Genomic DNA, 20,288 nt, shown 5'->3' on the forward strand with positions numbered 1-20,288 from the left:
AAGGTCGCCGATCGTGACAAATGCCTCCTAATCGAGTCCCGTCGTGGAGCCGGAACCGGTTCCATGATTTTTCTCGGCGTCGTCGCTGATCCGCTTCAACAGGGTCTCGGAGTCGGTCGGTAGGGCAGCCAGGAAGTTGTAGGTCGGTGAGTTCAGGTTGCCCCGGCCCGGGGCGCCGGGCAGCAGGTTGTCGTTGCCGTCCTTGCGCTGCAGACTCCGCTTACTGCCGTCTACCGATGTCCACTGCTCCATGTCCTCGTCCTCGCGGAGGAGTTCCATCTCGCCGCTCTCGGTCTCGGACAGCACCGACGTATGGCCGACCGTCCTGACGTATGAGTACTGCCCGGCGTGCACCTTCGTCCGCGGCGTTGTAGCGGCGGCCAGGGCCGCTCTCTCCAGCAATTGGACCGACGCCGCCGAGGCCGGTGGCACGTTGCGCGGAGTGTCGGTGGGTCCGGAGCCGATACCGAGAACGACGACGGACGCTCCAAACAGCTCACGAAGAACGGCACGGGAGAGCCGGGTGCGGTGAAAAGCCGCATGCCCGGTTCGGGGCGGGGCCGTCGGAAAGGACCCCAGCCAGGGGCACCTCGTCGGCGGCCAACTTCACACGCCCTGTCTTCCGCACGGGCGAAGCCGCCGTCGTGACAGCTGGCGATGAGACGGTACTCGTCGGCGGACCATCCGTTGGCTTGCCGTGTCCGAACCCCTTGAGGAGCAGCTCGCTGCCCGTGGGAACGAGCTGCTTGCCGTCGTCCTGAGGGGATGCCTGGATGCTTCTGCGGCCAGGGCGGTGATGTCGGCTGTGCCGTCGCCCGTCGTGTCCATGAGGTCCTCGGGTCGGCGAGATCAGGAAGGATGCGGGTTGATGCGGGACGAACTCGTCGCCACATGTGCCGCCGCCTCGGCTGAACGAGATCCCGGCCTCCTGCGCGGGCGGCGTTTCGGTGCGCGTTGCGCTCTCAGGGGCGTGACCCTCTGTGGCGGGTCACAGGGGCAAGGGAAGTGGGAGCCTGTTGCAACTCCGAGGATCGGCCCGGTGATGTTGAAGGGCGGTTTTTCATGCCTTTCTCCGGCGCGGGGGACTCGCGCGGCGGGGAGTTCACGGTGCAGCGAACGCCGCACGGCTTCCGATTGAGCAGGATCGAGGAGGATGCAGCTGGATTGAAACAGATGGATATATCCGGCCCTTCGGCGTCTTCGCAGGTGAGACGCGTCACTGAAATGGGTTCGAGTCCCACCCGCCCCACCCAGGACCCTCCCAGGAGAACCGTTTCTACCTGTGGGAACGCGAGAACGCGGGGGCACCACTTCAGGGTGGCGACCCCCGTTCATACGTTCAGATCAAGATCCAGGGGACACGCAGGGGACACGGTCGGGCGACATGCGAGTCATGGCCGAAATCGGCCGTATCGCCTGATGGGTGCCGTGGAGGGAAGACGCCGGGCGGGGCCTCGGCTCTGTACTGCCTCTTCCGTACGCCGGGGCGCCGCAGTTCCGGGGCGGGAACATCGGGGGTCGGCGTGTTCGCACTGGAGCGCCCGCACTTTGCTGCCGGTTCGGCCCACCGCTACGCACGGGACGAGCAGTTGGGCGCTCGCCGTCGGCGGCGTCGCCCTTCTCGTTCGGGGGATGCCGGCCCCGCTGTGCGGGCCGGCACTGAACGGTGTCGCTCCAGTGGCATGCGCTCTTCGGGGCCGGTGAGGGTCTCTCGGGCCGAGTCGGCAGTGGCATCGAGCCTGGACGATGATCAGCTCGTCGTCGGTCGGCTTGTACGCGAGTCGGTGCGTGTCGTCGATCCTCCGGGACCAGTAGCCCGGCAGGTCGCCCTTCAGGGGCTCCGGCTTGCCGATGCCCCTGAAGGGATCGCGCATGGTGTCGTCGATCAGCTTGTTGATGCGCTTGACCGTCTTGCGGTCGCTCTCGGCCCAGTGGGTGTAGTCCTCCCAGGCGTGGGACGTGAACGAGATCTCCACGCACGCTCCGCGTCGGGGTCGATCAGCGCGCGATTCCGGGCCTGGCCGGCCTCCGCCCCGGCGATGGAGTCGAGCAGGCGGCGGGCGTTCTTGGGGGAGCGCAGGAGGTGCACTGTCTCGGTCCAGGAGGTGAAGTCCTCTTCGGACATGAGGACGGCGTTCCCCCTGCGGGAAGTGATGTGAACCGGAGCGCGGTCCTCGTTGACCTGCTCGATCAGCGGGAACAGGTTCTGGCGCGCCTCGCTGGCGGTGATGGACATGCTTGCTGCCTCCTCTCTCGACTCGTACGGGATATGGCACGAGTCCTGGTCGGGTCCCCGAGGCAACCCCCGTCGAGCCCGATGCGCGTCAGCTCGGGACGGGGCACCGAGAGCACCGCTTGCGGCCCCTCACAGGGGGATGGCTGAGATCTTCGGGACCCCCGACCCGCCTTTCGCGGTTGAATACCGGTGTGGCACGGAAAGTGGTGGGGTTCGGCGAGGACGATCTGAGGGCGCTGGCCGGGGCCCGGTCCTTCGAGCGAGGGCTGGGGTGCCTCGGCGCGGTGAGCGGGCTGGAGGTGGGGGAGGGCTCGGTCACCGCCGTGGTGCACGGTACGGATGTCTACGAGGTGGAGCTCACCCTCGGCGGCGACGAGGGGGTCTCGGGGTGGTGCGACTGCCCGTACGGGCAGGAGGGCAACTTCTGCAAGCACTGTGTGGCGGTCGGGCTTACCGTGCTGCGGCGGGTGAAGACGATCCCCCGGCAGCGAGCCGCGGCACGGGCGCGGGCTTCCGGCCTGGAGGCGTGGCTTTCGGCGCTGCCGCGTGACGGGCTCCTGGCGCTGGTGCGGGAGCAGATCGCCGAGGACCGGGAACTGCGCAGGCGTTTGGAGCTGCGGGCAGCCGCCGCTCGCTGCGACCTCGGTACGGTCCGGGACCGGATCGTCGCCCTGACCGATCCGCGGCCGTTCGCCCGGTACGGATGCATCGAGCACGCGGATGCCTCCGGGTACGCGCGACAAGTCGCCGAGGCGGCGAGCGCGCTGCGAGCCCTGACCGCCGACGGACAGGCGGCGCAGGCGGTCGGTCTGGCCGAGGAGGCGATCCGGGCGCTGGGGGAGGCGTACGGGGAGATCGACGACTCCGACGGTGTGGTCGGAGTGGCCGCCGCCGCGGTGGCCGAGGCCCATCTGGAGGCCTGCGGGGTCGCACGCCCCGATCCGGCTCGGCTGGCCGAGTGGCTGGTCGGCACGGTGCTCGACGACAGCAACGACGTCACGGACCTGGATCCGCTCGACTACGCCGACGCGCTGGGGCCGGGCGGACTGGCCCGCATGCGGCAGCTGGCGGCCGAGGCGCTCGGGCGCAGGCCGTCCGGCTGGGCGGAGCGGTACCTGATGCAGCGTCTGATCAAGGCAGAGGGCGACGTCGACGCGTTGGTCGCCCTGCACGCGCAGGACCTCGGCCCGACCGGTGCAACCCATCTGCTCATCGCCGAGGAGCTGGAATCGGCGGGACGTGCGGACGAGGCGCTTGCCTGGGCGGAGCGCGGACTGCGGGAGTGCGCCGCCGAGACGTACGTCGACGACCGTCTGGTCGACTACGTGTGTGTCCGGTACGCGCAGGCGGGGCGGGCGGCCGACGCGGTCGCGGTGCGCCGGGGCCGGTTCCGCGTCGAGCGGTCCCTGGCCGCCTATGGGCAGCTGCGCTCCGCCGCCCGGGTCGCGGACAGCTGGGAGGCCGAGCGCGGGGCGGCGCTGGACCTCTTGGAGGAGGACGCCCGTCGTGAGCGCGGCGGCCGGTACGGCGGGCCCGTGCTGATCGACGCGTTGCTCGACGACGGCGACCTGGACGCCGCCTGGCGGGAGGCCGCCGGCCGTGCCGACGACCGGCAGTGGGCGCACCTCGCCGATCTGTCGCGCGAGACGCGCCCGGCCGAGGCGCTCGGCGTGTACCTGCGGCTGATCGAGCGGTCGAAGGAGCCGACGGGTGACCGCGCCTACGAGCACCTGGCGCGGCTGCTCCAGGCTGCCCGTGACTGCCATCGCGCGCTGGGGACCGAGGGCGCGTTCACCCTCTTTCTCACCGACCTGCGGAGGGAGCTGAAACGCAGGCGGAAGCTGATGGCCATCCTTGACCGGCACGGGCTGTGAGAGGGCTCCGGTTCCCCTCACGGAAGGGCTCTGCCGACCGCCAGGGGACACGCAGGGGACGGAAGGACCCGGAAAGACCAGGAAGGCCGGCGCGGAGCCAGAACCACGAAGGTTCTCTGACCGGCGGTCGGGGAAAACCGGGGCAAGAGGAGGGCGAATCGGAATATTTGAAGAGGAGTCATGACCCGCCGGCCGTAGGCCGGAGTCCCACCCGCTCCACCCCGCGCCCCTCCCGCGGAAACCTTCTGCCCGCCCGCGCGACGGCACCCTCCTCCAGGCGGAGGGGGGCGCCAGGTGGATGCCTGCCCGGCGACCCACCGGTTCCGCGCGCCGGACGGGTCACGGGCTCACCGGTTCGTCGGGCAACGGGGCGCGGGAGGCGCGGGCGGAGGGGCCCGACGCACGGCAGGGCGCGGTTCGCCGCCGCGGCCGCTCCGGCAACGGCCGTGGCAGGAGCCACGAGGTCCGTGACCGTGCGGGGCGGGTGACGGGAAACCGTGCCGAATGCGCCGTCTTCGGCAGCATGGCGGCGATATCCGGACCTCCGCCCGCGTGCGGGGCGTCCGTCCGCCCCGGCTCAGAGCAGGTGGCGGGCGAGAGCTGTGGCCAAGGCCTCCCGTACTTCCTGCGGAGGGCGGGGGACCGCCCGGTCGGTGTCGGCGGTGTCGGCGGTGACGGCCGCGGCGGCCGTGCGGAGCGGGGCGCCGGACAGGCGGGAGGTCTCGCGCAGGATGCGCCAGGCGGTGTCCGAGTCGCAGCCGTGGGCGGACATCAGGATGCCGCGGGCCCGGTCGAGGGCCGGGCGGGCGGCGATCTCCTGCCGGAGCTGTTCGACCTCGTCCTCCCGTCCCCGCACGGGTGGCCGCCGCGCCGGCCGGGGGACCGCCGCCGGGGCGGGGGCCCCGCTCCCGCCCCGGGAACGCAGGGGGTCGGCCGGGTCCAGGCCGACGAGCGCCAGGATGCGGCGCGGCTGGCCGCTCCAGCGGGTGGCCGTGACCGGCACCGACCGCCGGCTGCCGTGGTCGCGCAGGACGTCCAGGAACCGCAGTCCCGCCGTGTCCATGAAATGCACGCCGCTCATGTCCAGGTCGACCCGGGCCGTGCGGGCGGGCAGCTGGGCCAGCTTCCGGGCGAGGGTGTCGGCGCTGCCGTGGACCAGTTCACCGCGCGGGGTGAGCAGGGCCCGGTCCCCGTCCATGCGCCCGCCGATGACCAGCGTGTGTCGTCTTCCCGAGAAAGGGGGTGGAGCCGCGAAGGTCATGTCACCGCCTGGTTCGGTATGCGTGCGGGCCGTCGGGCGTGCTGGTCGGGCGCCGTGGACCGGGCGGCAGGAGGTGCGGGAGTGCGGGACGGGGGCGGGGCGGGACGTATACGGTCCGTGCAGTGCTCGCGGAAGCGCCTGCCCGGTTTGCCGCGCCCTACACCCCTCGTTCGCGCACCGGCCGGAATTCCGGCCGGTTGCGGCGGGCCGGGGGCTCAGGTCGCCAGCGGGTTCAGCACCAGGGGGGCGATCTTTCCCTCCAGCATGGCGCCCAGGCCCTGGACGGCGCACACGTCCGGCCGCTCGGCGATGTGGACCGGCATGCCCGTCGCCTGCCGCAGCATCTGGTCGAAGCCCGGCAGCAGGGCACTGCCGCCGACCATCATGATCCCGCGGTCGGCGAGGTCGGCGACCAGGTCGGGCGGGCAGCCCCGCAGCACCTTGCCGATCCCGTCCAGCACGGCCGTCAGCGGGGTCTGGATGGCGTGCCGCACGGCCGCCGTGTCGACCTTGACCGAGCGGGCGAGACCGGTGGCGACGTCCCGGCCGTGGATCTCCGTCGCCTCCGGGCCGTGCGGGGTGAGTCCGTTGCCGGACAGGGCCACCTGCAGCGGCCGTACGGACTGGCTCGGCAGCATCAGCTCGTGCTGGTGGCGCAGGTGCTGGACGATGGCGTGGTCCACGGCGTCCCCGCCGACGGACATGCGCTCCGCCGTCACGATCGACCCGAGCGAGAGCACGGCCACCTGCGTGGTCGCCGCCCCGCACACCAGGATCATGGTCGCCTCGGGACGTTCCACGGGCAGCCCGCAGCCGACGGCGGCCGCGATGAGCGTGTCCACCAGCTCCACCCGGCGGGCGCCCAGCCCGACCAGCGTCTCGATCGTGGCGCGCTGGGCCAGCGGATCGGCGTCGTGCGGGGTGGACGCCGCGGCACGCAGCCGGGGCCTGCGGCGCAGGGTGCGGCGGATCCGTTCGCCGAGCAGATGCCGCAGCATGCGCTGCGCCATCTCGATGTCGACGACGGTGCCGCCCGAGACGGGCCGTACGACACGGATGTAGTTCGGCGTCCGCCCGGTCATCCGTTCCGCGAGCTCGCCGACCGCGATCAGCGCACCGGTACGGGTGTTCACGGCGGCGGCGGACGGCTGGTCGACGACGAGCCCGGCACCCTTGACGTAGACCCGGGTACGGGCCGCTCCCAGGTCGACGGCGAAGTGGCAGCGGCGCAACTGCTCCAGACTGGCGGTCACGGCAGATCCTCCCGAGTGCGCGGTTCTGCGGGCCGCCGGGCGGCGAACCTCAGGACCATCGTGCGCGCGGGCGGGGGCCTCCGCCTGTTGTGGAGGGCCGGGCGGGGGGCCGCTGAACGGGGGGCGGGGCGCGGCCACCGCAGGGGTGGCCCCGAGCCTTTCACCGGCCCCGTACCCGTCGGGGGTTCGGCCGAGGTGCGGTGGGAGGAAGGCGGTGGTCGTCTCTCCACCGATGCCGTGCCGATGCCGACGCCGTTACCGACGCGGGCGCCGACGCGGGCGCGGGCAGTCGGGGTCGGCCCGGCCCTGTGCTCCGCCTGCCGCACGCGGGTCGAGGTTCGCGTCCGGCGGCGACCGCACGGGCCGCGGGTGGCCCCCGGTTCACCCGTCGTCGTGACGGCGACCGGAGTCGTGGGCGTGGTGGCCGACGATGCCCCGCACGACGCCCAGGTCCACCAGGTCCTGGGGGCGGACGCGGAGCTGGTCCGCCGTGGCCCCGGCCTCCTGAGGGGGGCGTTTGAGGATCGCCGCCGCGAGTTCCGGGGCGATCACCGAGAAGTAGCTGTCGGGTGCGGCCCAGGTGTTGCCCGGTGCCGCCAGGGCCAGGGCGCCGCCGGAGCCGCCCTCGCCGACGACGAGCGTGGTGACCGGGGTGCGGGCGGCGGCCACCGCGGCGAACAGGTCGGCGATGGCCGCCCCCGCGCCCTGCCGTTCCGCCTCCGCGTCGTTGGCCGCACCCGGGGTGTCCACCAGGGTCAGCACCGGGATGCCGAGCCGGTCCGCGAGCCGGATCAGCCGGGCGGCGGTGCGGTACCCGGCGGGACGGGTCGCCGTCCCGGTCTGCGCGGCGTAGGCGACCGTACGGCCCTCGTGCTCGCCGAAGCCGCAGAGCACGCCCTGCGGATCGGTGCCGCCGCAGCGATCGCCGTGGATCGCGACGCGGTGGGTGAAGTACGCGTCCAGGTAGGCGTGTGCGCGCGGGCGTTCGGGAGAGCGGGCACGCTGTACGGCGTCCCGGCCGGTGGCCGGAAGGTCACCCGGACCCGTGCCCAGCGGGTGCGGTGGAGCGACCGGGGTGGCGGACGGGCGGGTCAGCAGCCGCAGCCACCGGCCCAGCGTGCCACGCAGGTCCTCCGGCCGGACCACGGCGTCCACCGTGCCCGCTGCCACCTGCGCCTCGGCCGTGTACGCCGCCGGGTCGGCGTCCGCCGGGCGGACCCGCGAGCCGGCGAAGCCGACCTGTGCGCCGGGCAGCGCGAGGACCACGTCGGCGCCCGCGCCCAGAGTGGCCCAGCCGCCGCCCGTCGTCGGGTCCCGGACCACCGCGATCTGCACCGGACCGGCTTCCCTGGTGAGCACCGACTCGCGTGCCACCCGCTGGAGTTGGGTGAGGGCGAGCATGCCCTCCTGCATCCGGCTGCCGCCGGTGGCGACCAGCGGGACGACCGGCAGCCGGTGCTCGCGGGCGTACGCGTACGCCGACACCAGCCGGTCGCCGGTGCGTTCGCCCAGCGAACCGCCGAGGAAGCCGAACTCGAAGGCGATCAGCACGGCCCGGACGCCCTCGACCAGGGCGGTGCCGCAGACCACCGACTCCTGCTCCCCGGTGCGCTCGGCCGCACGGGCGCGCAGGGCGTCGTAGCCCGGCCAGCCGAGCGGGCCGTCGGGGACGGACTCCCGGACGGGGTGGGGGAGTTCGGTGAACGTGGAAGCGTCGGCGACGCGCGCGACGGTCTCGCGTGCGGAGAGCCGGTCAGTCATGACGCAGCGCCCTCTTCATGATCTTCCCCATGTCGTTGCGGGGGAGCGAGGTGAGGTGGTGGAGCACCCGCGGACGCTTGTGCGGGGCCAGGCGGCGGGCGACATGGTCCGCCAACTCCTCGAGACCGGGCGGCGTCCGCGGATCCGCCGGGACGATCCACGCCACGATCCGCTCGCCCAGGTCGGCGTCCGGCTCCCCGGTCACCGCGGCCTCCCGGACGCCGGGGTGCTCCAGCAGCGCGTTCTCGATCTCCCCGGCGCCGATCTTGTACCCCCCGCTCTTGACCAGGTCGGTGGCCTTGCGGCCGACGATCCGGACACAGCCGTCGGCATCGCGCACCGCCATGTCACCGGTACGGAACCAGCCGTCGGCGGTGAAGGCGCCCGCGGTGGCGTCCGGCCGGTTCAGGTACTCGGTGAACAGGTTCGGGCCGCGCACCTGGATCTCGCCCACGGTCTCACCGTCGTACGCCGTCACCGGGGACCCGTCCTCCTCCACCAGCCGCAGCTCCACGCCCGGCAGCGGCACGCCCACGGTGCCGGGGCGGGCCTCGCCGTCCGCGCGGACGCTGGTGTTCATCAGCGTCTCCGTCATGCCGTACCGCTCGACGACCCGGCGTCCGGTGGCCGCCGCGATCCGCTCGTGGTCGTGCACGGGCAGCGCCGCCGACCCCGACACCAGCAGCCGCGCCCCGGCCAGCGCCCTGGCCAGCTCCGGCTCGGCGGACAGCGACTCCGCGACGCGGTGGTACATCGTCGGCACGCCGAACAGCATGGTCGCGCCGGTGCTCAGCTCCCGGGTCACCCCCTGGGTGGTGAACCTGCCGAGGTGACGCACCGAGCCGCCCCGGCGCAGCGGGCCCAGGACGCCCAGGACCAGCCCGTGCACGTGGAACAGCGGGAGCCCGTGGACGAGGACGTCGTCGCCGGTCCACTGCCAGGCGTCGGCGAGCGCGTCCAGGGTGGCGGCGATCGCGCGGCGGGGGATGACGGCGCCCTTGGGCGGACCGGTGGTGCCGGAGGTGTAGACGACCAGGGCCGGGTCCTCGTCGCCCGCGCCGTCCCCGGGGAGCGTGCCGGGGGCGCGGTCGGCCGGGTCGACGTCCAGGCGGGGCAGACCGGCCAGTGCCTCCGGCAGCTCCTGGCCGGGCGCGGCGAGGACCAGGTCCGGGGTGCTGTCGGACAGGATGTGGCCGAGCTCCTTCCCTCCCGACTTCGGGTTCAGGGGCACCACGGTCACCCCGGCGAGCAGCGCCGCGGTGACCGCGACCGCCGTCTCCAGCGTCGGCGTCGCCCAGACGGCGATCCGCCGCGCCTCCCGGACGGCCCCGGCGACCGGGCCGGCCGCGGCGGCGAGTTCCCCGTACGTCAGCGAGCGCTCGCCGAACCGGAGGGCGGGCCGGCCGGCTGCCGGGCCGCCGGCCCGGCTGTCGGTCAGGGCCGGGAAGAGAGAGGACACGCGTCGTACTCCTTGACCGTCGGGTGGTGCGGTGGACTGGTGCGGGGCGGGCCGTGGGGCGTGAGGTCGTGCGGCCGGCCTTCATGGTCGCCGATGTGCGGCGCGGACGGCAGGTGGGGGGCAGCCGTGCGTCCTGTCGGCCTCGCGCTCGGCCAGTCGTTGGCATGCCGGGGAGGGGGCCCGCCGTGTTCGGCACAGCCTTCGCGGCCCCCGGGTGGTGGACGCGCTCATCCGGGCGGCGGCCCGCCGGCTCCGGTCCGTGGGCCGGGCGCGGCCCGTTGCAGCAGGCCCCAGGTGAACTCCGCGACCACCTCGTGCCGCACGCCCCGCACATCCGGTGCGACGAGGGCGAGGCCCCACCGGGCGGGGGCGGTGCCCTCGAGCGGGCGGGCCGGAGCGAAGGCGCGGGCGGCCTCGTCGACCGTGCAGGACCACGGCGTCAGGTCCTCGACGGTGCGCAGGACGGGAGGGTCGGCGTCGGGAGCGCGGACCAGCCACTCGTTCCAGACGGTGCCGTCGGGCGCGGTCAGGATCTCGAAGCGGAGGTCCGGCCAGAGCGGGAGCCGCCACCGCGACGCCTCGCAGTCGAGGCCGCCGATCCGGCGCCGGACCCGGGACTCCGGCTCGCCGAGCACGGACCGGTACCCGGAACGGGCCGAACGCGGGCGCGGCGAGCGGACCATGGCCTGCCAGCGCCTGTTGGCCTCGCGCATCCCGGCGGGGGAGACGCCCAGTTCGTGACGGGCGTCCTCGACCAGGCCGGGACTGTGGTCGGCCATGCGGCGCAGCAGGACGAGCTGGAGGTCGAGCGGGGTGAACGGGCCGGAGGGGCTGGACGGGCCGGACGGGCTACCGGGGGTTTTCGCGGGGGGCACGGGAGCCATCGTCGCCCACCGGGGGCGCTCCGGGGCGGCGGCCGTCCGGGAGGAACAGCACCGAGTTCACGTAGCGCGGACCCCTGAGCCCGCCGTGCGGCAGGACGCGGCGGAGCAGGCCGTGCGAGACGACGTAGGAGGCCCTGGCCTGATGGGCCTCCAGCGGGAAACGGGCCAGGGGGACCCAGGCGTCGTCGGGCAGCACCCAGCCGTGGTAGCCCAGCAGGGACAGGTAGGTGACCACGGGCGCGATCGGCTGGATGCGGGACTCCAGTTCCACGAAGAGCGCCGGGCGGTCGCGGGCGAGGATGCCGGTGGCGCCGCGCAGCACCGCCGACTCGTTGCCGTCCACGTCGATCTTGATGAAACCGACGTCCTTCAGGCCCAGCCCGTCCAGCGTGACGCAGGTGACGTCCAGGGCGTGGCCGTGGATGTCCCGGCGCACCAGGGAGGAGACGCCCCGGTCACCACCGTCGTCCGGCGGCAGCCACAGCCGGGCGATCCCGGTGCGGTCCGAGGCCGCCGCGCGGATCACACGGACGTTCGGCGGGGCGCCGGAGACGAGCAGCCGCGCCAGGTGGGGGACCGGTTCGACGGTCACCACCTGGCGGGCACGCCGGGCCAGCCGGTGCGTCCAGGGGCCGTACCAGCCACCGACGTCGACCGCCGTGTCGCAGTCCGGCGGGCACAGGTCGGCGAGCCGGGCCAGCTCGGGTTCGAAGCGCGGATAGACCGCGCGGGCGGCGGCGGCCACGACCCGGGTGGGCAGGACGGACGCCGCACGGGCGGCGAGCGTGACCCGCGGCCGGCCCTCCGTCACGGGGTCGCCCCCGGGGCCCCGGGACGCCCGGTGCGGTCCTCGGGCACACGCGCCAGCAGTCTCGCGTGCTCCTCGTCCGATACCTGCTCGCCGGAGGACGGGAGCAGTTGCGGGATGCCGTCGACGATCGGATAACGGCGGCGCAGGCGAGGGTTGTACAGCGCCTCCCCGGGAGGCCCGTCCCCGTGACCGTCGTCCCCGTGGCCGTCGGCGTCCGCGGTGGCGGGGAGCAGGTGCAGCGGACCCTTGTCGAGCGGGCAGGCCAGAATCCTCAGCAGCGGGTCGTCGGGCTTCACGGCGGAGTCAACTCCTTCGGAGAGGTACCTTGTCGCGGGGCGGTGTCGTGCTTCGGCATGGTCAGCAGCACGGTGACCGCGAGCACCGTGCCCGCCACGCGCAGGCCCAGCCGCAGGGGTTCGTCGGGGAGTTCCTCGCCGAACGACAGCGTGCCGAGCACCGCCGTGTACAGGCAGGTCACGGTCGTGCAGACCGGCACGATCAGCGAGGCCCGGCAGCGCTGGAGCGCCGCCTGCGACAGCACCAGGCCGAACGTGCCGGTGAACAACAGCAGGTACGGGTACGGGGAGCGCAGCAGGCCGAGCACCGCGTCGCCGATGCCGCCGGCCGTCAGATGGCTCGACACGCCCTTGATGGCGAGCGAGCTGACGCCGTAGAGCAGGCCGACGGCGACCCCGTACTCGACGCCGGTGGTCGGCATCCGGTGCCGGCGCCGGGCCCGGCGCTCGGCGGAGCGGTAGAGCCACACCCCGGCGGCCAGCGACGGCACGCACACCAGCAGGATCAGCTGGTACGGCGCGTGACGGCCGACGGCGTCGGCGCCCTCGCCGCCCTCCTTCAGGGACAGCACCACCATCAGCAGCGCGAGCAGGATGGCGCCCAGCGCGTACCGTTCCCGGCCGGTGGTCTCCTCGCCCAGGAGCCGTGCCGACAGCATCACGAGGAGCACCAGGCCGGAGACGAACAGGCCCTGGGCGGCGGCGATCGGCAGGGTCCGGTACACCGCGAGCTGTGCGGCGAAACCGGCGGCGAGGGACAGGGCCCCGACGATCCACAGCGGGTTGCCGAGCACCAGCCGCAGCAGCCGCGCCGGCCGGTGGACCGATACTTCGGGCAGGGTGGACAGCGCCCGCTTCTCCAGGACGAACCCGCCGCTGTACAGGACGTTCGACACCAGGGCAGCGGCCACTCCCCACCACATCGTCCCCGGCCCCCCTCACGTCCGGCGGGCGTGCAGCAGCAGGATCGAGGCGAGCGGCGGCCGGGCACAGGCCAGCCGGTCCAGCATCCGCAGCGGACGCGGCACCCCGTGGAACGGAGCGCCTTCGAGGCGTACGACGGTGAAACCGGACGCGGCGACGAACTCCCGCAGCGCTCGGGCGGTGTACAGCCGCAGGTGTCCCACCACCTCCGAGCCCGGCCTGCCGTGGATACCGCGCAGGCTGACCTCGGAGAACACCGGCTGCACCCCGGCCAGCAGCAGCGCACGGTTGTACCAGGCGGCCAGATTGGGGGTGGACAGCATCAGGTGGCCCCCGGGGCGCAGCACCCGGTGGATCTCCTCCAGGGCCGCGTCCGGGTCGACGAGATGCTCGATCACCTCGCTGAACAGCACCGCGTCGGCCGCCCCGGAGGCGAACGGCAGCCCGCCGCCGGTGAGTTCGCCGCGCACCGCGTACGGCATCCGGGGGCGGGCCCGCACCAGGGCGTCCTGGGACCAGTCGACGCCGACGAGGCGGTGGCCGTGCAGGAGGGGTGCGGCCGTGGCCGCGGCGGAGCCGTCGCCGCAGCCGATGTCGAGGATCGTCCGCGCGCCCTGGGCACCGGCCGGGCCGAGTGCTCCGGCGAGCATCCGGGCCTGGCGGAGGCTGCGGGAGGGGCCCGAGGCCACCGGGACGGCGGGGTTCTCGTAGAAGTCGCGCAGGTCGCGGGGCGGGGAGAGGGGGGAGGCGGTGGTCGCGGTGGTCGCGGTGGTCGTCACGGGGTTGCCTCCGTGGAGTGCAGATGGTGGGCGAAGAGGTCGTGGAGGCGGGCGCCGTCGGCCTGCCCCAGCAGCGCCCGGGACCAGCGCACGGACAGATGGAGCCGGCCCGCGGTGGAGGCGGTGGTGAAGGTGAGGCCGCGCGGCATCCGGGACGGCGCCGAGAACCACACCGCGTGTGCGCTGCCCGCCTCCTCGCCGAAGTCCAGCGGGTACGGGATGCGGCCGATGTTGCTGAGCAGCGTGGTCGACAGCAGGGGCGCCGCGGCCCTGCGCAGGGCGCGGGCGAGGACCCGGCGGGCGGCGACCGGGGCCCAGGGCGCGGTCAGCAGGTTCGCCCCGCGGCCCAGTGGGGGGCGGGAGAGGGACTTCAGGGCACGGGTGCGCAGAGCGGTGCGGTGGAGCAGGCCGGACAGGTCGGAGGTGTCCAGTTCCGCGAGGGCGAAGGGGACTTCGACCAGCCGGGTGCCGTTGCCGATGGGCATCGTGGCGTCCCTGGGGCGGTCGTCCACGGGCATGGTGATGCGCAACGGGCGCGGGCGGGCGCCGCGTTCGCGGTTCCAGCGGGCGAGGGTCAGGGCGGTGGCGACCATGAGCTGGTCGTTGACGGTGTACGGGGCCCCCTTGGGCCGGTGCGGCAGGGGGAGTTCGGAGACGATCAGCCCGTTGCCGGTGCGCTGGTCCGGGTCCGGGGTGCCGGGGGCCACGCGGGCGGGCGGCGACCAGGGGGAGGGCGTGTCCGGCGCGCCGGCCTGCGCGGGCTCGGGCCGCCGTACCGGCGGGGCGGCGGCGGAGTTGTCCCGGCCGCCGTAGATCTCGGCGGCGGTGGCCAGGATGCGCAGGCAGGCGGGACCGTCGAGCGCGGTGTGGTTGACGGTGAGGAGCAGCGCGCTGCCGGTCGGGGCGGCCGGCCGGCCGGCCGCCCCGTCGCCCGTTCCGCGGCCCGCCCCGTCGCCCGGCCTGTCGCCCGGTCCGGCGAGCGCCGTGTCCCCTGCCCCGCCGGCCCGCCCGCCGCCCGCTGCGGTGGCCCTCTCCCCGTCCGTTCCCGCGGCCGCGCCGACGGCCGGTCCGCTCCCGCCGGTCCCGGTGGCACCCGGGGCGTTCACCAGCTCCAGGCGGATCGGCGGGGAGGCGGTGAGCGGGGGTGCCTGGGTCAGGGTCCGGGCGCGGGCGTCCCGCAGGGCGCCCGGACCCGGTGGCGCGAAGCGCACCACCTCCACGTCGGGCCCGTCGGTCAGCTCCCACTCGTAGCGGCGCCGGTACCAGGGGCCCGGGGCCTCGCGCATGAGGATGCGCGGGTGCCGGCGCAGGGCCTCGAGGAACGCCTTGCGCAGGCGGCCGGGGTCCAGCTCCCCGGGGAGGTGCACCTCGATGTGCACCGTCTCCGGCTCCTCCTCCTGGAGACAGTGCCGGGACACCTCGTCCACCACGGGGAACGGGATGCGAAGGGGTGCGGTCATCCGGTGCCGCCCCTTCCCGCCGAGCCGCTCGAGCCGCTCGATCCGCTCGAGCTGTCCGGGCCGTCCGCGTCGTCCGGGCCGCCCGCGTCGCCCGGGCCTCCCGTGCCGTGGGCGCGGGGAAGCTGCCGGGTGGACGTCCCCAGGCCGGGCGGCGGCCGGTGCGCCGGAACGCGTGAGGGCACCGGAGGCAGCTCGGCCGTACGGCGGTCCGGTCCGTCGAAGGACCGCTGCCGCTCGGCGGACCCGGCCCCGGCCGCCGCGGGCCCGCCCGCGGCCGTCCCGGTCCCGTCGTCCGTCCGTCCGGACCCCCAGCCGTCCTCCCGCACCGCTCGCCCGGACCCCGGGCCGCCCAGGCCCACCAGCGCCGCGAACAGTCCGATCAGCGCCAGCAGTTGCGCCACGTGCCCGAAGGCGCCCTCGCCCGCACCCGCCGGTTCCCCGGCGCCGAGGGCCGCCGCGGTCCCCGCTCCCGCGAGGGCGGCGAGCGCCACCGGCACCAGCAGGGCGGCCCTGCGCCACGCGAGCAGCGCCAGCGCCGGGACCAGCAGGGCCCACCAGCCCGCGACGACCACGCCGACCAGCGTCAGCGCCACCGTGCCCAGCCACAGTCCGGGCGCCGCCGGCCCGGGCTGCGGGGCGTCGGGGTTCTCGGCCTTCCGGCGCCACAGCACCAGCCCGATCAGCACCGCGATCCCGGCCCCGCTGCCGATCAGGGCGGCCTCGTAGGTCGTGGCGGGGCGGTAGGACAGCTTCACGGTGCCGCTCTCGCCCGCCGGGATCCGCCAGCCCTGCTGCCACCCGTCCAGCCGCAGCGGTGTCAGTTCCTCGCCGTTCAGGGTGGCCGTCCAGCCGTCGTTGTAGTTCTCGTACGTCGTGAGGTACGAGGCGGCTCCGGAGCCGACCGACAGCTCCCGCCGGTCGCCCAGCCAGTCCCTGACCTCCAGCTCGCGCTCGGCCGCCGAGGCGTCCGGCACGGTGCCGCGGGTCAGGGTCACGGAGGTCACGGTGAGCGGTCCCGCGTCACCGGCCTCGACCCGGTGCCTGCCGGTGGACAGCTCCAACGCCGTTTCCCGGTCTCCCTCCCGGCAGAGCGTCACGTCCACCGGACGCCGCTCGACCAGGTCCCCGACCGTGCCCTTCACGCCGGTCTCGTACAGCTCGCCGTCGACGGCGAGCACCGGCCCCCTGCCGCACTCCAGGGTGAACTCCCGGTCGGCGGACGGCTGCGGGGTGCGGTACTCGTCGAGCGCCGGTATGTAGGCCTCCGTCAGTCCCACCGGCAGGCTCAGGTCGTCGCCGACGACGGGGTTGTGCAGGGTGAGCGGGGCGGTCCGGGTGATGGTGATGTCGAGCCGGTCCGTGGTGATCGGCGGGAAGCGGACCATGCCGTTGTCGTCGACGTTCGCGATCGCCGCGCCGTCCGGGGAGCTGATGTGCACCTCGGTCGGCCGGGTGGACAGGCCGCCCGCGGCCGCCAGCACGATCTCGCCCACCGGCTGCTTGCCCTCCCAGCTCAGATGGACGACGGGCCTGCCGCCGGCGATCCAGGCGGTGGTCAGGTCGCCGTCGGTGAGGTTGCGGGCGGTCAGGCCCGCGCCGAGGCGGGCGGTGGAGTCGGCGGTGGCGGTGATCCGGGCCTGCTGCTCGGGCGCCACGTCGTACAGCAGCCGGTCCAGCGCCTCGCCCGGCACGGCCACCGCGCTCGCCCCGACCTCGTAGGTGCCCGCCGTGCCCGTGGTGAACACGCGGTGCAGCCCGTTCTCGGTGCCCGCCGGGGACAGGCCGGTCGGGTCGGCCGAGCGGTGCAGCGAGACGACCTGCGCGCCGGCGGTCGAGTTCTCCGCGTCCGTGGGCAGCCGCAGCAGCCGGGTCACCCGCACGTCCGGCAGGTCGATCTCGGAGAAGCCCGCGCCGCCCAGACCGGAGTGCCGGGCCACCGAGTCGACGATCGTCAGCTTCATCCAACCCGTCGCGCCCTCGGGCGCCTTGACGTCCTGCTTGGTGCCGTTCGCCTGGAGGAAGCTGGTCTCCGAACCGCGCTCGGTCTCCACCCGCACCTTGGTCGCCGCGGCCCGCACACCGTCCTGCGGCAGCGGGACGATCCCGATGGAGTCCGGCATCTCGTAGCCGTCGTCGAAGGCGATCCGCAGCCACTGCCCGTCCGGCGAGCCGGCCGAACCCTCGGCCCAGGCCGTGTCCGGGTTGCCGTCGAAGGCGTTCACCGGATCGTACTGCGGCAGGTGGAACAGCCAGTTGCCGTACGAGGACGCCGACACCGTGCGGGCGCCGCGCAGTTCGGCCACCGTCTGGTGGTCCAGGCCCTCCGTCGGCAGGATCTGGTGCGGCTTCTCACCGGCGCCCTGCGTGGCGTCGGGCGCGTTGCGCTCGTCGCGGGTGTACGTGTACGACGTGTTGGAGTTGACCAGGCCGAACCGGGTGTCGGCGTACCGCATCCCGTCGCCGGTCACCTGCAACGCCGGGGTGCCGAGTCCGGGACGGGCGTCGCCGGTCAGCACGGCCGGCCGGCCGCGCAGCTCGCCGGCCAGCGGCAGCAGCGCCTCCGGGCCGCCGGAGACCACGGCGGTGTCGGCGATCGGGGCCAGCGAGGCCTGCCCCGGGCGCCGGACGTCCGCCCCGGTCGGACGGTAGATCTCCACGGCCCGCTGCTGCGGGTACAGCCCCTCGACCTGGAGCGGGGTGCCGTTCGCGATGACTCCGCCGGTCGTCACCGGACCGAGCCCGGTGACCCGCTCGTACCCGGACTGCGTGAGGGTGCGCTTGACCGTCGTGGTCGGCACGTGCCCCACCTGGTCCGGGTCGAGGTCGTTGCGGACGACGACGTAGTGGAGGCCGGCGCGGCTCAGGTAGTCGGCGAGACCCGGCACTTCGGCGCCGGTCAGCAGGGCCTGCTCGACCGCGTCCATGGCCCGCCGGTTGCCCGGGGTGCCGAACGGCACGTAGTCGCGCTGTGCCCAGCGGGAGCCGGCGACCACGTCGAGCGGCTGGTCGATGGTCGAGCCCCAGGTGTGGATGCCGTGCGCGGTCGCCGGCACGACGAGCGCCCGCGAGTCCGGGGAGTTCTCCTCCAGCCAGTCGGCCGTGGCCCGCCAGTACGCGGGGATCTCCTGGAACGAACCCGGGCCGAGGATCGACCCGTTGAGGTACGGCCACACCAGCCCCGGCAGGATCAGCACCGCGGCGGCCAGCGGCGCGAAGCGCCCGCCCCGCGCCCGCCGCCCCCGCCGCCGGGTCCCGCCCGCCTCGTCCGCCCCGCCCGGCCGGCCGGCCCTCTCGGCACCGCGTGACCGGGCGGCGGTGCCCACCAGGTGGGCCAGGCCCAGGACCAGGGCGAGCGCCAGGCCCGTCTGGAACTTGTAGACGTTGCGGAACGGCGACAGCCAGCCGTCCAGCCAGTCCTGCACGACCCCGTGGAACGGGGCGCCGAACGCGCCGCCGTACCCGGCGAGCAGCACCAGCACCGTCACCAGCACCGTCAGCACCAGCCAGCGGCGCTCCGGCAGGTCCCGCCGGGCCAGCCCCGCCAGGCCCAGAGCGGCCGCGAGCGCCGAGCAGACGATCACCACCGCCGAGGAGGCGACGGTCCAGCCCGCGGGCAGCCACGCCTCACCGAAGTGCAGATACGCCACCCAGTTCCCGGCCCCGCGCAGCGCCTCGGTGGCCGCCATGGTGTCCGTCGTGGTCCGCGCGGTCTCGACGTAGGGCAGGAAGTTCTCGCCGTACACGCCGAGCAGCAGCAGCGGGATCCACCACCAGGCCGTCGCCACCGCCACGGCGGGGGCCCACCAGGCGATCAGCTTCCGCCGGCGCGGTCCCGGCGGCCGGGACAGCAGGTACAGGCCCACGGGCAGCAGGGACGCCAGCGTCGAGGCCGCGTTGACCCCGCCCATGAACGGGACGAGCAGGGCCGAACGCAGTGCCGCGACCCGGGCCGTGTACCGCTCGTCCGCCAGCGGCAGCAGCACCCACGGCAGCAGCGCGCCCGGCAGGGCGGCGGCCGACGTCGAGCCGATCACCGTCGTGAACAGCGGCCACAGCGCGTACGCCGCCGCAGCGAGCAGCCGGGACGCCCCGCTGCCCACGCGCAGCCGCTCGGCGAGACGCAGGGCGCCCCAGAACGCGACGGACACGATCAGCGACAGCCACAGCCGCTCGGCCAGCCACACCGGCAGCCGCACCAGGTCGCCCAGCCAGTAGAACGGCAGCATCGGCCACAGGTAGCCGACGTACTGGTTGTTGACCCCGCCGAACGACCCCTGGTCCTGCCACAGCTGGCCGAGGTCGGCGAGGAACCGCCCAGGGTCGACGGTGACACCCAGCTTGGTGTCGAAGGTCTGCCGCCCCGGTTGCGCCGCCAGGAGCAGGACGAACACCACCGCCCAGAAGCCCAGCAGCCAGCGCCGCGACCGCGGGCCCCGGGGCGGGCCCGCGGCGGTCGCGGTACGAGGGACGGCTGCCGGAGGGGGAGCCTGGACCGTGGTCGTCATTCGGGACACCGCCGGAGGATGAGGAGGAGGTTCCACGTAGCGAACTCACGCAGACCGGGCACCTTGACCACGGTCTCGGTGAGGAACGGCCAGTAGCGGGAGCGCGCCGAGACGATGCGTACGTCGGCGCGGCCCCGTACCTGCCGCAGGGTGGTGCCGATGTGCACCGGGAAGAGGTTCTCGCCGAGCGTGTGCTTGGCGGGCCTGCCGGTACGGCGCCGGTAGCGGGCGCGGGCCCGCTCGGCGCCGAGATAGTGCCACGGGGCCCATTCGTGCCCGCCCCACGGCGAGAGCCAGTTGGTGAACGACACGTAGATGAGCCCGCCCGGCCGGGTCACCCGGGCCAGCTCGCTGAGGAAGGTCTGCGGATCGGCCACGTGCTCCAGGACGTTGGACGAGAACGTCACGTCCGCGGCGCCGTCGCACAGCGGCAGCAGGTAGCCGTCCGCGATCACGGTCCCCCCGGGCGGCTTCCCGGCCAGCTCCCGCACGTCCGGTTCGAACAGGAAGGCGTCCGCGCCGCGGCGGCGGAACTCCTCGGTGAAGTGCCCGCTGCCGCCGCCGACGTCGACCACGACCCGGCCCGCCACGGGACCGCCGTACGCCTCGACCTGGTCGGCGGCGTCCCGGGCGAGCAGCGCGTAGCAGGCGTCGGGGTCCTCCTGCTCACGCAGGAAGGCACGGAAGAGGGCGAGGGAGCGGCGGGGCGAGGGGTCCTTCAGCCGGCCGCCGGCCGGTGTGCCGCCGGCCGTGCCCCTGCCGCCCGGCCCGCCGCCCATGCGTCT

15 protein-coding genes and 1 pseudogene are annotated in these 20,288 nt (G+C 74.5%); 1 reads left to right on the top strand and 15 read right to left on the bottom strand.

The features are described from left to right. Positions 1–27 precede the first annotated feature (27 nt). The 3 genes and pseudogenes from ORI94_RS04360 to ORI94_RS04370 form a co-directional block, all read right to left on the bottom strand. Entirely contained in the window at positions 28–306 is a 279-nt protein-coding gene (locus tag ORI94_RS04360) for a hypothetical protein (protein WP_266072608.1), read from the bottom strand. Between the two features lie 1,421 nt (positions 307–1,727). After that, positions 1,728–1,976: pseudogene (locus ORI94_RS04365) on the bottom strand (Txe/YoeB family addiction module toxin); the annotation flags it as partial. Next, a complete protein-coding gene (locus ORI94_RS04370; protein WP_416237769.1) occupies positions 1,886–2,236 on the bottom strand; it encodes a type II toxin-antitoxin system Phd/YefM family antitoxin in 351 nt (116 codons plus the stop codon). The pseudogene ORI94_RS04365 and the gene ORI94_RS04370, both read right to left, overlap by 91 nt. A gap of 191 nt (positions 2,237–2,427) precedes the next feature. Between ORI94_RS04370 and ORI94_RS04375 the strand changes: the two genes are divergently transcribed. Then, positions 2,428–4,110, top strand: coding sequence for an SWIM zinc finger family protein (locus ORI94_RS04375; RefSeq protein WP_266072610.1), 1,683 nt, complete (start codon positions 2,428–2,430; stop codon positions 4,108–4,110). 577 nt (positions 4,111–4,687) lie between these two features. On the opposite strand, the gene ORI94_RS04380 is transcribed toward ORI94_RS04375, so the two are convergent. From ORI94_RS04380 to ORI94_RS04435, 12 genes are all read right to left on the bottom strand, one after another. Then, positions 4,688–5,371 (bottom strand): ANTAR domain-containing protein, encoded by a 684-nt coding sequence (locus ORI94_RS04380; protein ID WP_416237770.1) that lies wholly within the window; start codon positions 5,369–5,371, stop codon positions 4,688–4,690. A gap of 215 nt (positions 5,372–5,586) precedes the next feature. Continuing rightward, entirely contained in the window at positions 5,587–6,624 is a 1,038-nt protein-coding gene (locus tag ORI94_RS04385; RefSeq protein ID WP_266072614.1) for a rod shape-determining protein, read from the bottom strand. Between the two features lie 381 nt (positions 6,625–7,005). Further along, a complete protein-coding gene (locus ORI94_RS04390; protein WP_266072616.1) occupies positions 7,006–8,385 on the bottom strand; it encodes a carboxyl transferase domain-containing protein in 1,380 nt (459 codons plus the stop codon). Then, positions 8,378–9,844 carry an acyl-CoA synthetase gene (locus ORI94_RS04395; protein ID WP_266072618.1) on the bottom strand — a complete coding sequence of 489 codons (1,467 nt, stop codon included), beginning with the start codon at positions 9,842–9,844 and terminating at the stop codon, positions 8,378–8,380. Before ORI94_RS04395 ends, ORI94_RS04390 begins: the two co-directional genes overlap by 8 nt. A 227-nt stretch (positions 9,845–10,071) precedes the next feature. Continuing rightward, positions 10,072–10,728, bottom strand: a complete 657-nt coding sequence (locus tag ORI94_RS04400) for a hypothetical protein (RefSeq protein ID WP_266072619.1) — start codon at positions 10,726–10,728, stop codon at positions 10,072–10,074. Then, on the bottom strand, positions 10,694–11,473 hold the full coding sequence (locus ORI94_RS04405) for an FkbM family methyltransferase (protein ID WP_266073209.1): 780 nt from the start codon (positions 11,471–11,473) through the stop codon (positions 10,694–10,696). Before ORI94_RS04405 ends, ORI94_RS04400 begins: the two co-directional genes overlap by 35 nt. A 62-nt stretch (positions 11,474–11,535) precedes the next feature. After that, positions 11,536–11,835, bottom strand: a complete 300-nt coding sequence (locus tag ORI94_RS04410) for a Trm112 family protein (protein ID WP_266072621.1) — start codon at positions 11,833–11,835, stop codon at positions 11,536–11,538. Continuing rightward, positions 11,832–12,746 carry a hypothetical protein gene (locus tag ORI94_RS04415; RefSeq protein ID WP_266072623.1) on the bottom strand — a complete coding sequence of 305 codons (915 nt, stop codon included), beginning with the start codon at positions 12,744–12,746 and terminating at the stop codon, positions 11,832–11,834. Before ORI94_RS04415 ends, ORI94_RS04410 begins: the two co-directional genes overlap by 4 nt. Positions 12,747–12,773: 27 nt before the next feature. Next, positions 12,774–13,538 carry a class I SAM-dependent methyltransferase gene (locus tag ORI94_RS04420; RefSeq protein WP_266072624.1) on the bottom strand — a complete coding sequence of 255 codons (765 nt, stop codon included), beginning with the start codon at positions 13,536–13,538 and terminating at the stop codon, positions 12,774–12,776. Next, entirely contained in the window at positions 13,535–14,998 is a 1,464-nt protein-coding gene (locus tag ORI94_RS04425; protein ID WP_266072626.1) for a condensation protein, read from the bottom strand. Before ORI94_RS04425 ends, ORI94_RS04420 begins: the two co-directional genes overlap by 4 nt. Further along, positions 14,995–19,503, bottom strand: a complete 4,509-nt coding sequence (locus ORI94_RS04430) for an alpha-(1->3)-arabinofuranosyltransferase domain-containing protein (protein WP_266072628.1) — start codon at positions 19,501–19,503, stop codon at positions 14,995–14,997. The genes ORI94_RS04425 and ORI94_RS04430 overlap by 4 nt, the downstream gene beginning before the upstream one ends. Beyond that, complete coding sequence (locus ORI94_RS04435; protein ID WP_266073211.1) at positions 19,500–20,282, bottom strand: class I SAM-dependent methyltransferase; 783 nt, start codon at positions 20,280–20,282, stop codon at positions 19,500–19,502. The genes ORI94_RS04430 and ORI94_RS04435 overlap by 4 nt, the downstream gene beginning before the upstream one ends. Positions 20,283–20,288 lie beyond the last annotated feature (6 nt).

Origin of the sequence: Streptomyces sp. NEAU-W12 (assembly GCF_026242095.1) — a bacterium.
In the GTDB taxonomy this organism is placed as follows: Bacteria; Actinomycetota; Actinomycetes; order Streptomycetales; family Streptomycetaceae; genus Streptomyces.

Excerpts from the sequence above, each read along its gene's own strand:
- ORI94_RS04370 (WP_416237769.1), bottom strand. The coding sequence starts at position 2,236 with ATGTCCATCACCGCCAGCGAGGCGCGCCAGAACCTGTTCCCGCTGATC.
- ORI94_RS04380 (WP_416237770.1), bottom strand. The coding sequence starts at position 5,371 with ATGACCTTCGCGGCTCCACCCCCTTTCTCGGGAAGACGACACACGCTG.
- ORI94_RS04390 (WP_266072616.1), bottom strand. The coding sequence starts at position 8,385 with ATGACTGACCGGCTCTCCGCACGCGAGACCGTCGCGCGCGTCGCCGAC.
- ORI94_RS04400 (WP_266072619.1), bottom strand. The coding sequence starts at position 10,728 with ATGGCTCCCGTGCCCCCCGCGAAAACCCCCGGTAGCCCGTCCGGCCCG.
- ORI94_RS04425 (WP_266072626.1), bottom strand. The coding sequence starts at position 14,998 with ATGACCGCACCCCTTCGCATCCCGTTCCCCGTGGTGGACGAGGTGTCC.
- ORI94_RS04430 (WP_266072628.1), bottom strand. The coding sequence starts at position 19,503 with ATGACGACCACGGTCCAGGCTCCCCCTCCGGCAGCCGTCCCTCGTACC.
- ORI94_RS04435 (WP_266073211.1), bottom strand. The coding sequence starts at position 20,282 with ATGGGCGGCGGGCCGGGCGGCAGGGGCACGGCCGGCGGCACACCGGCC.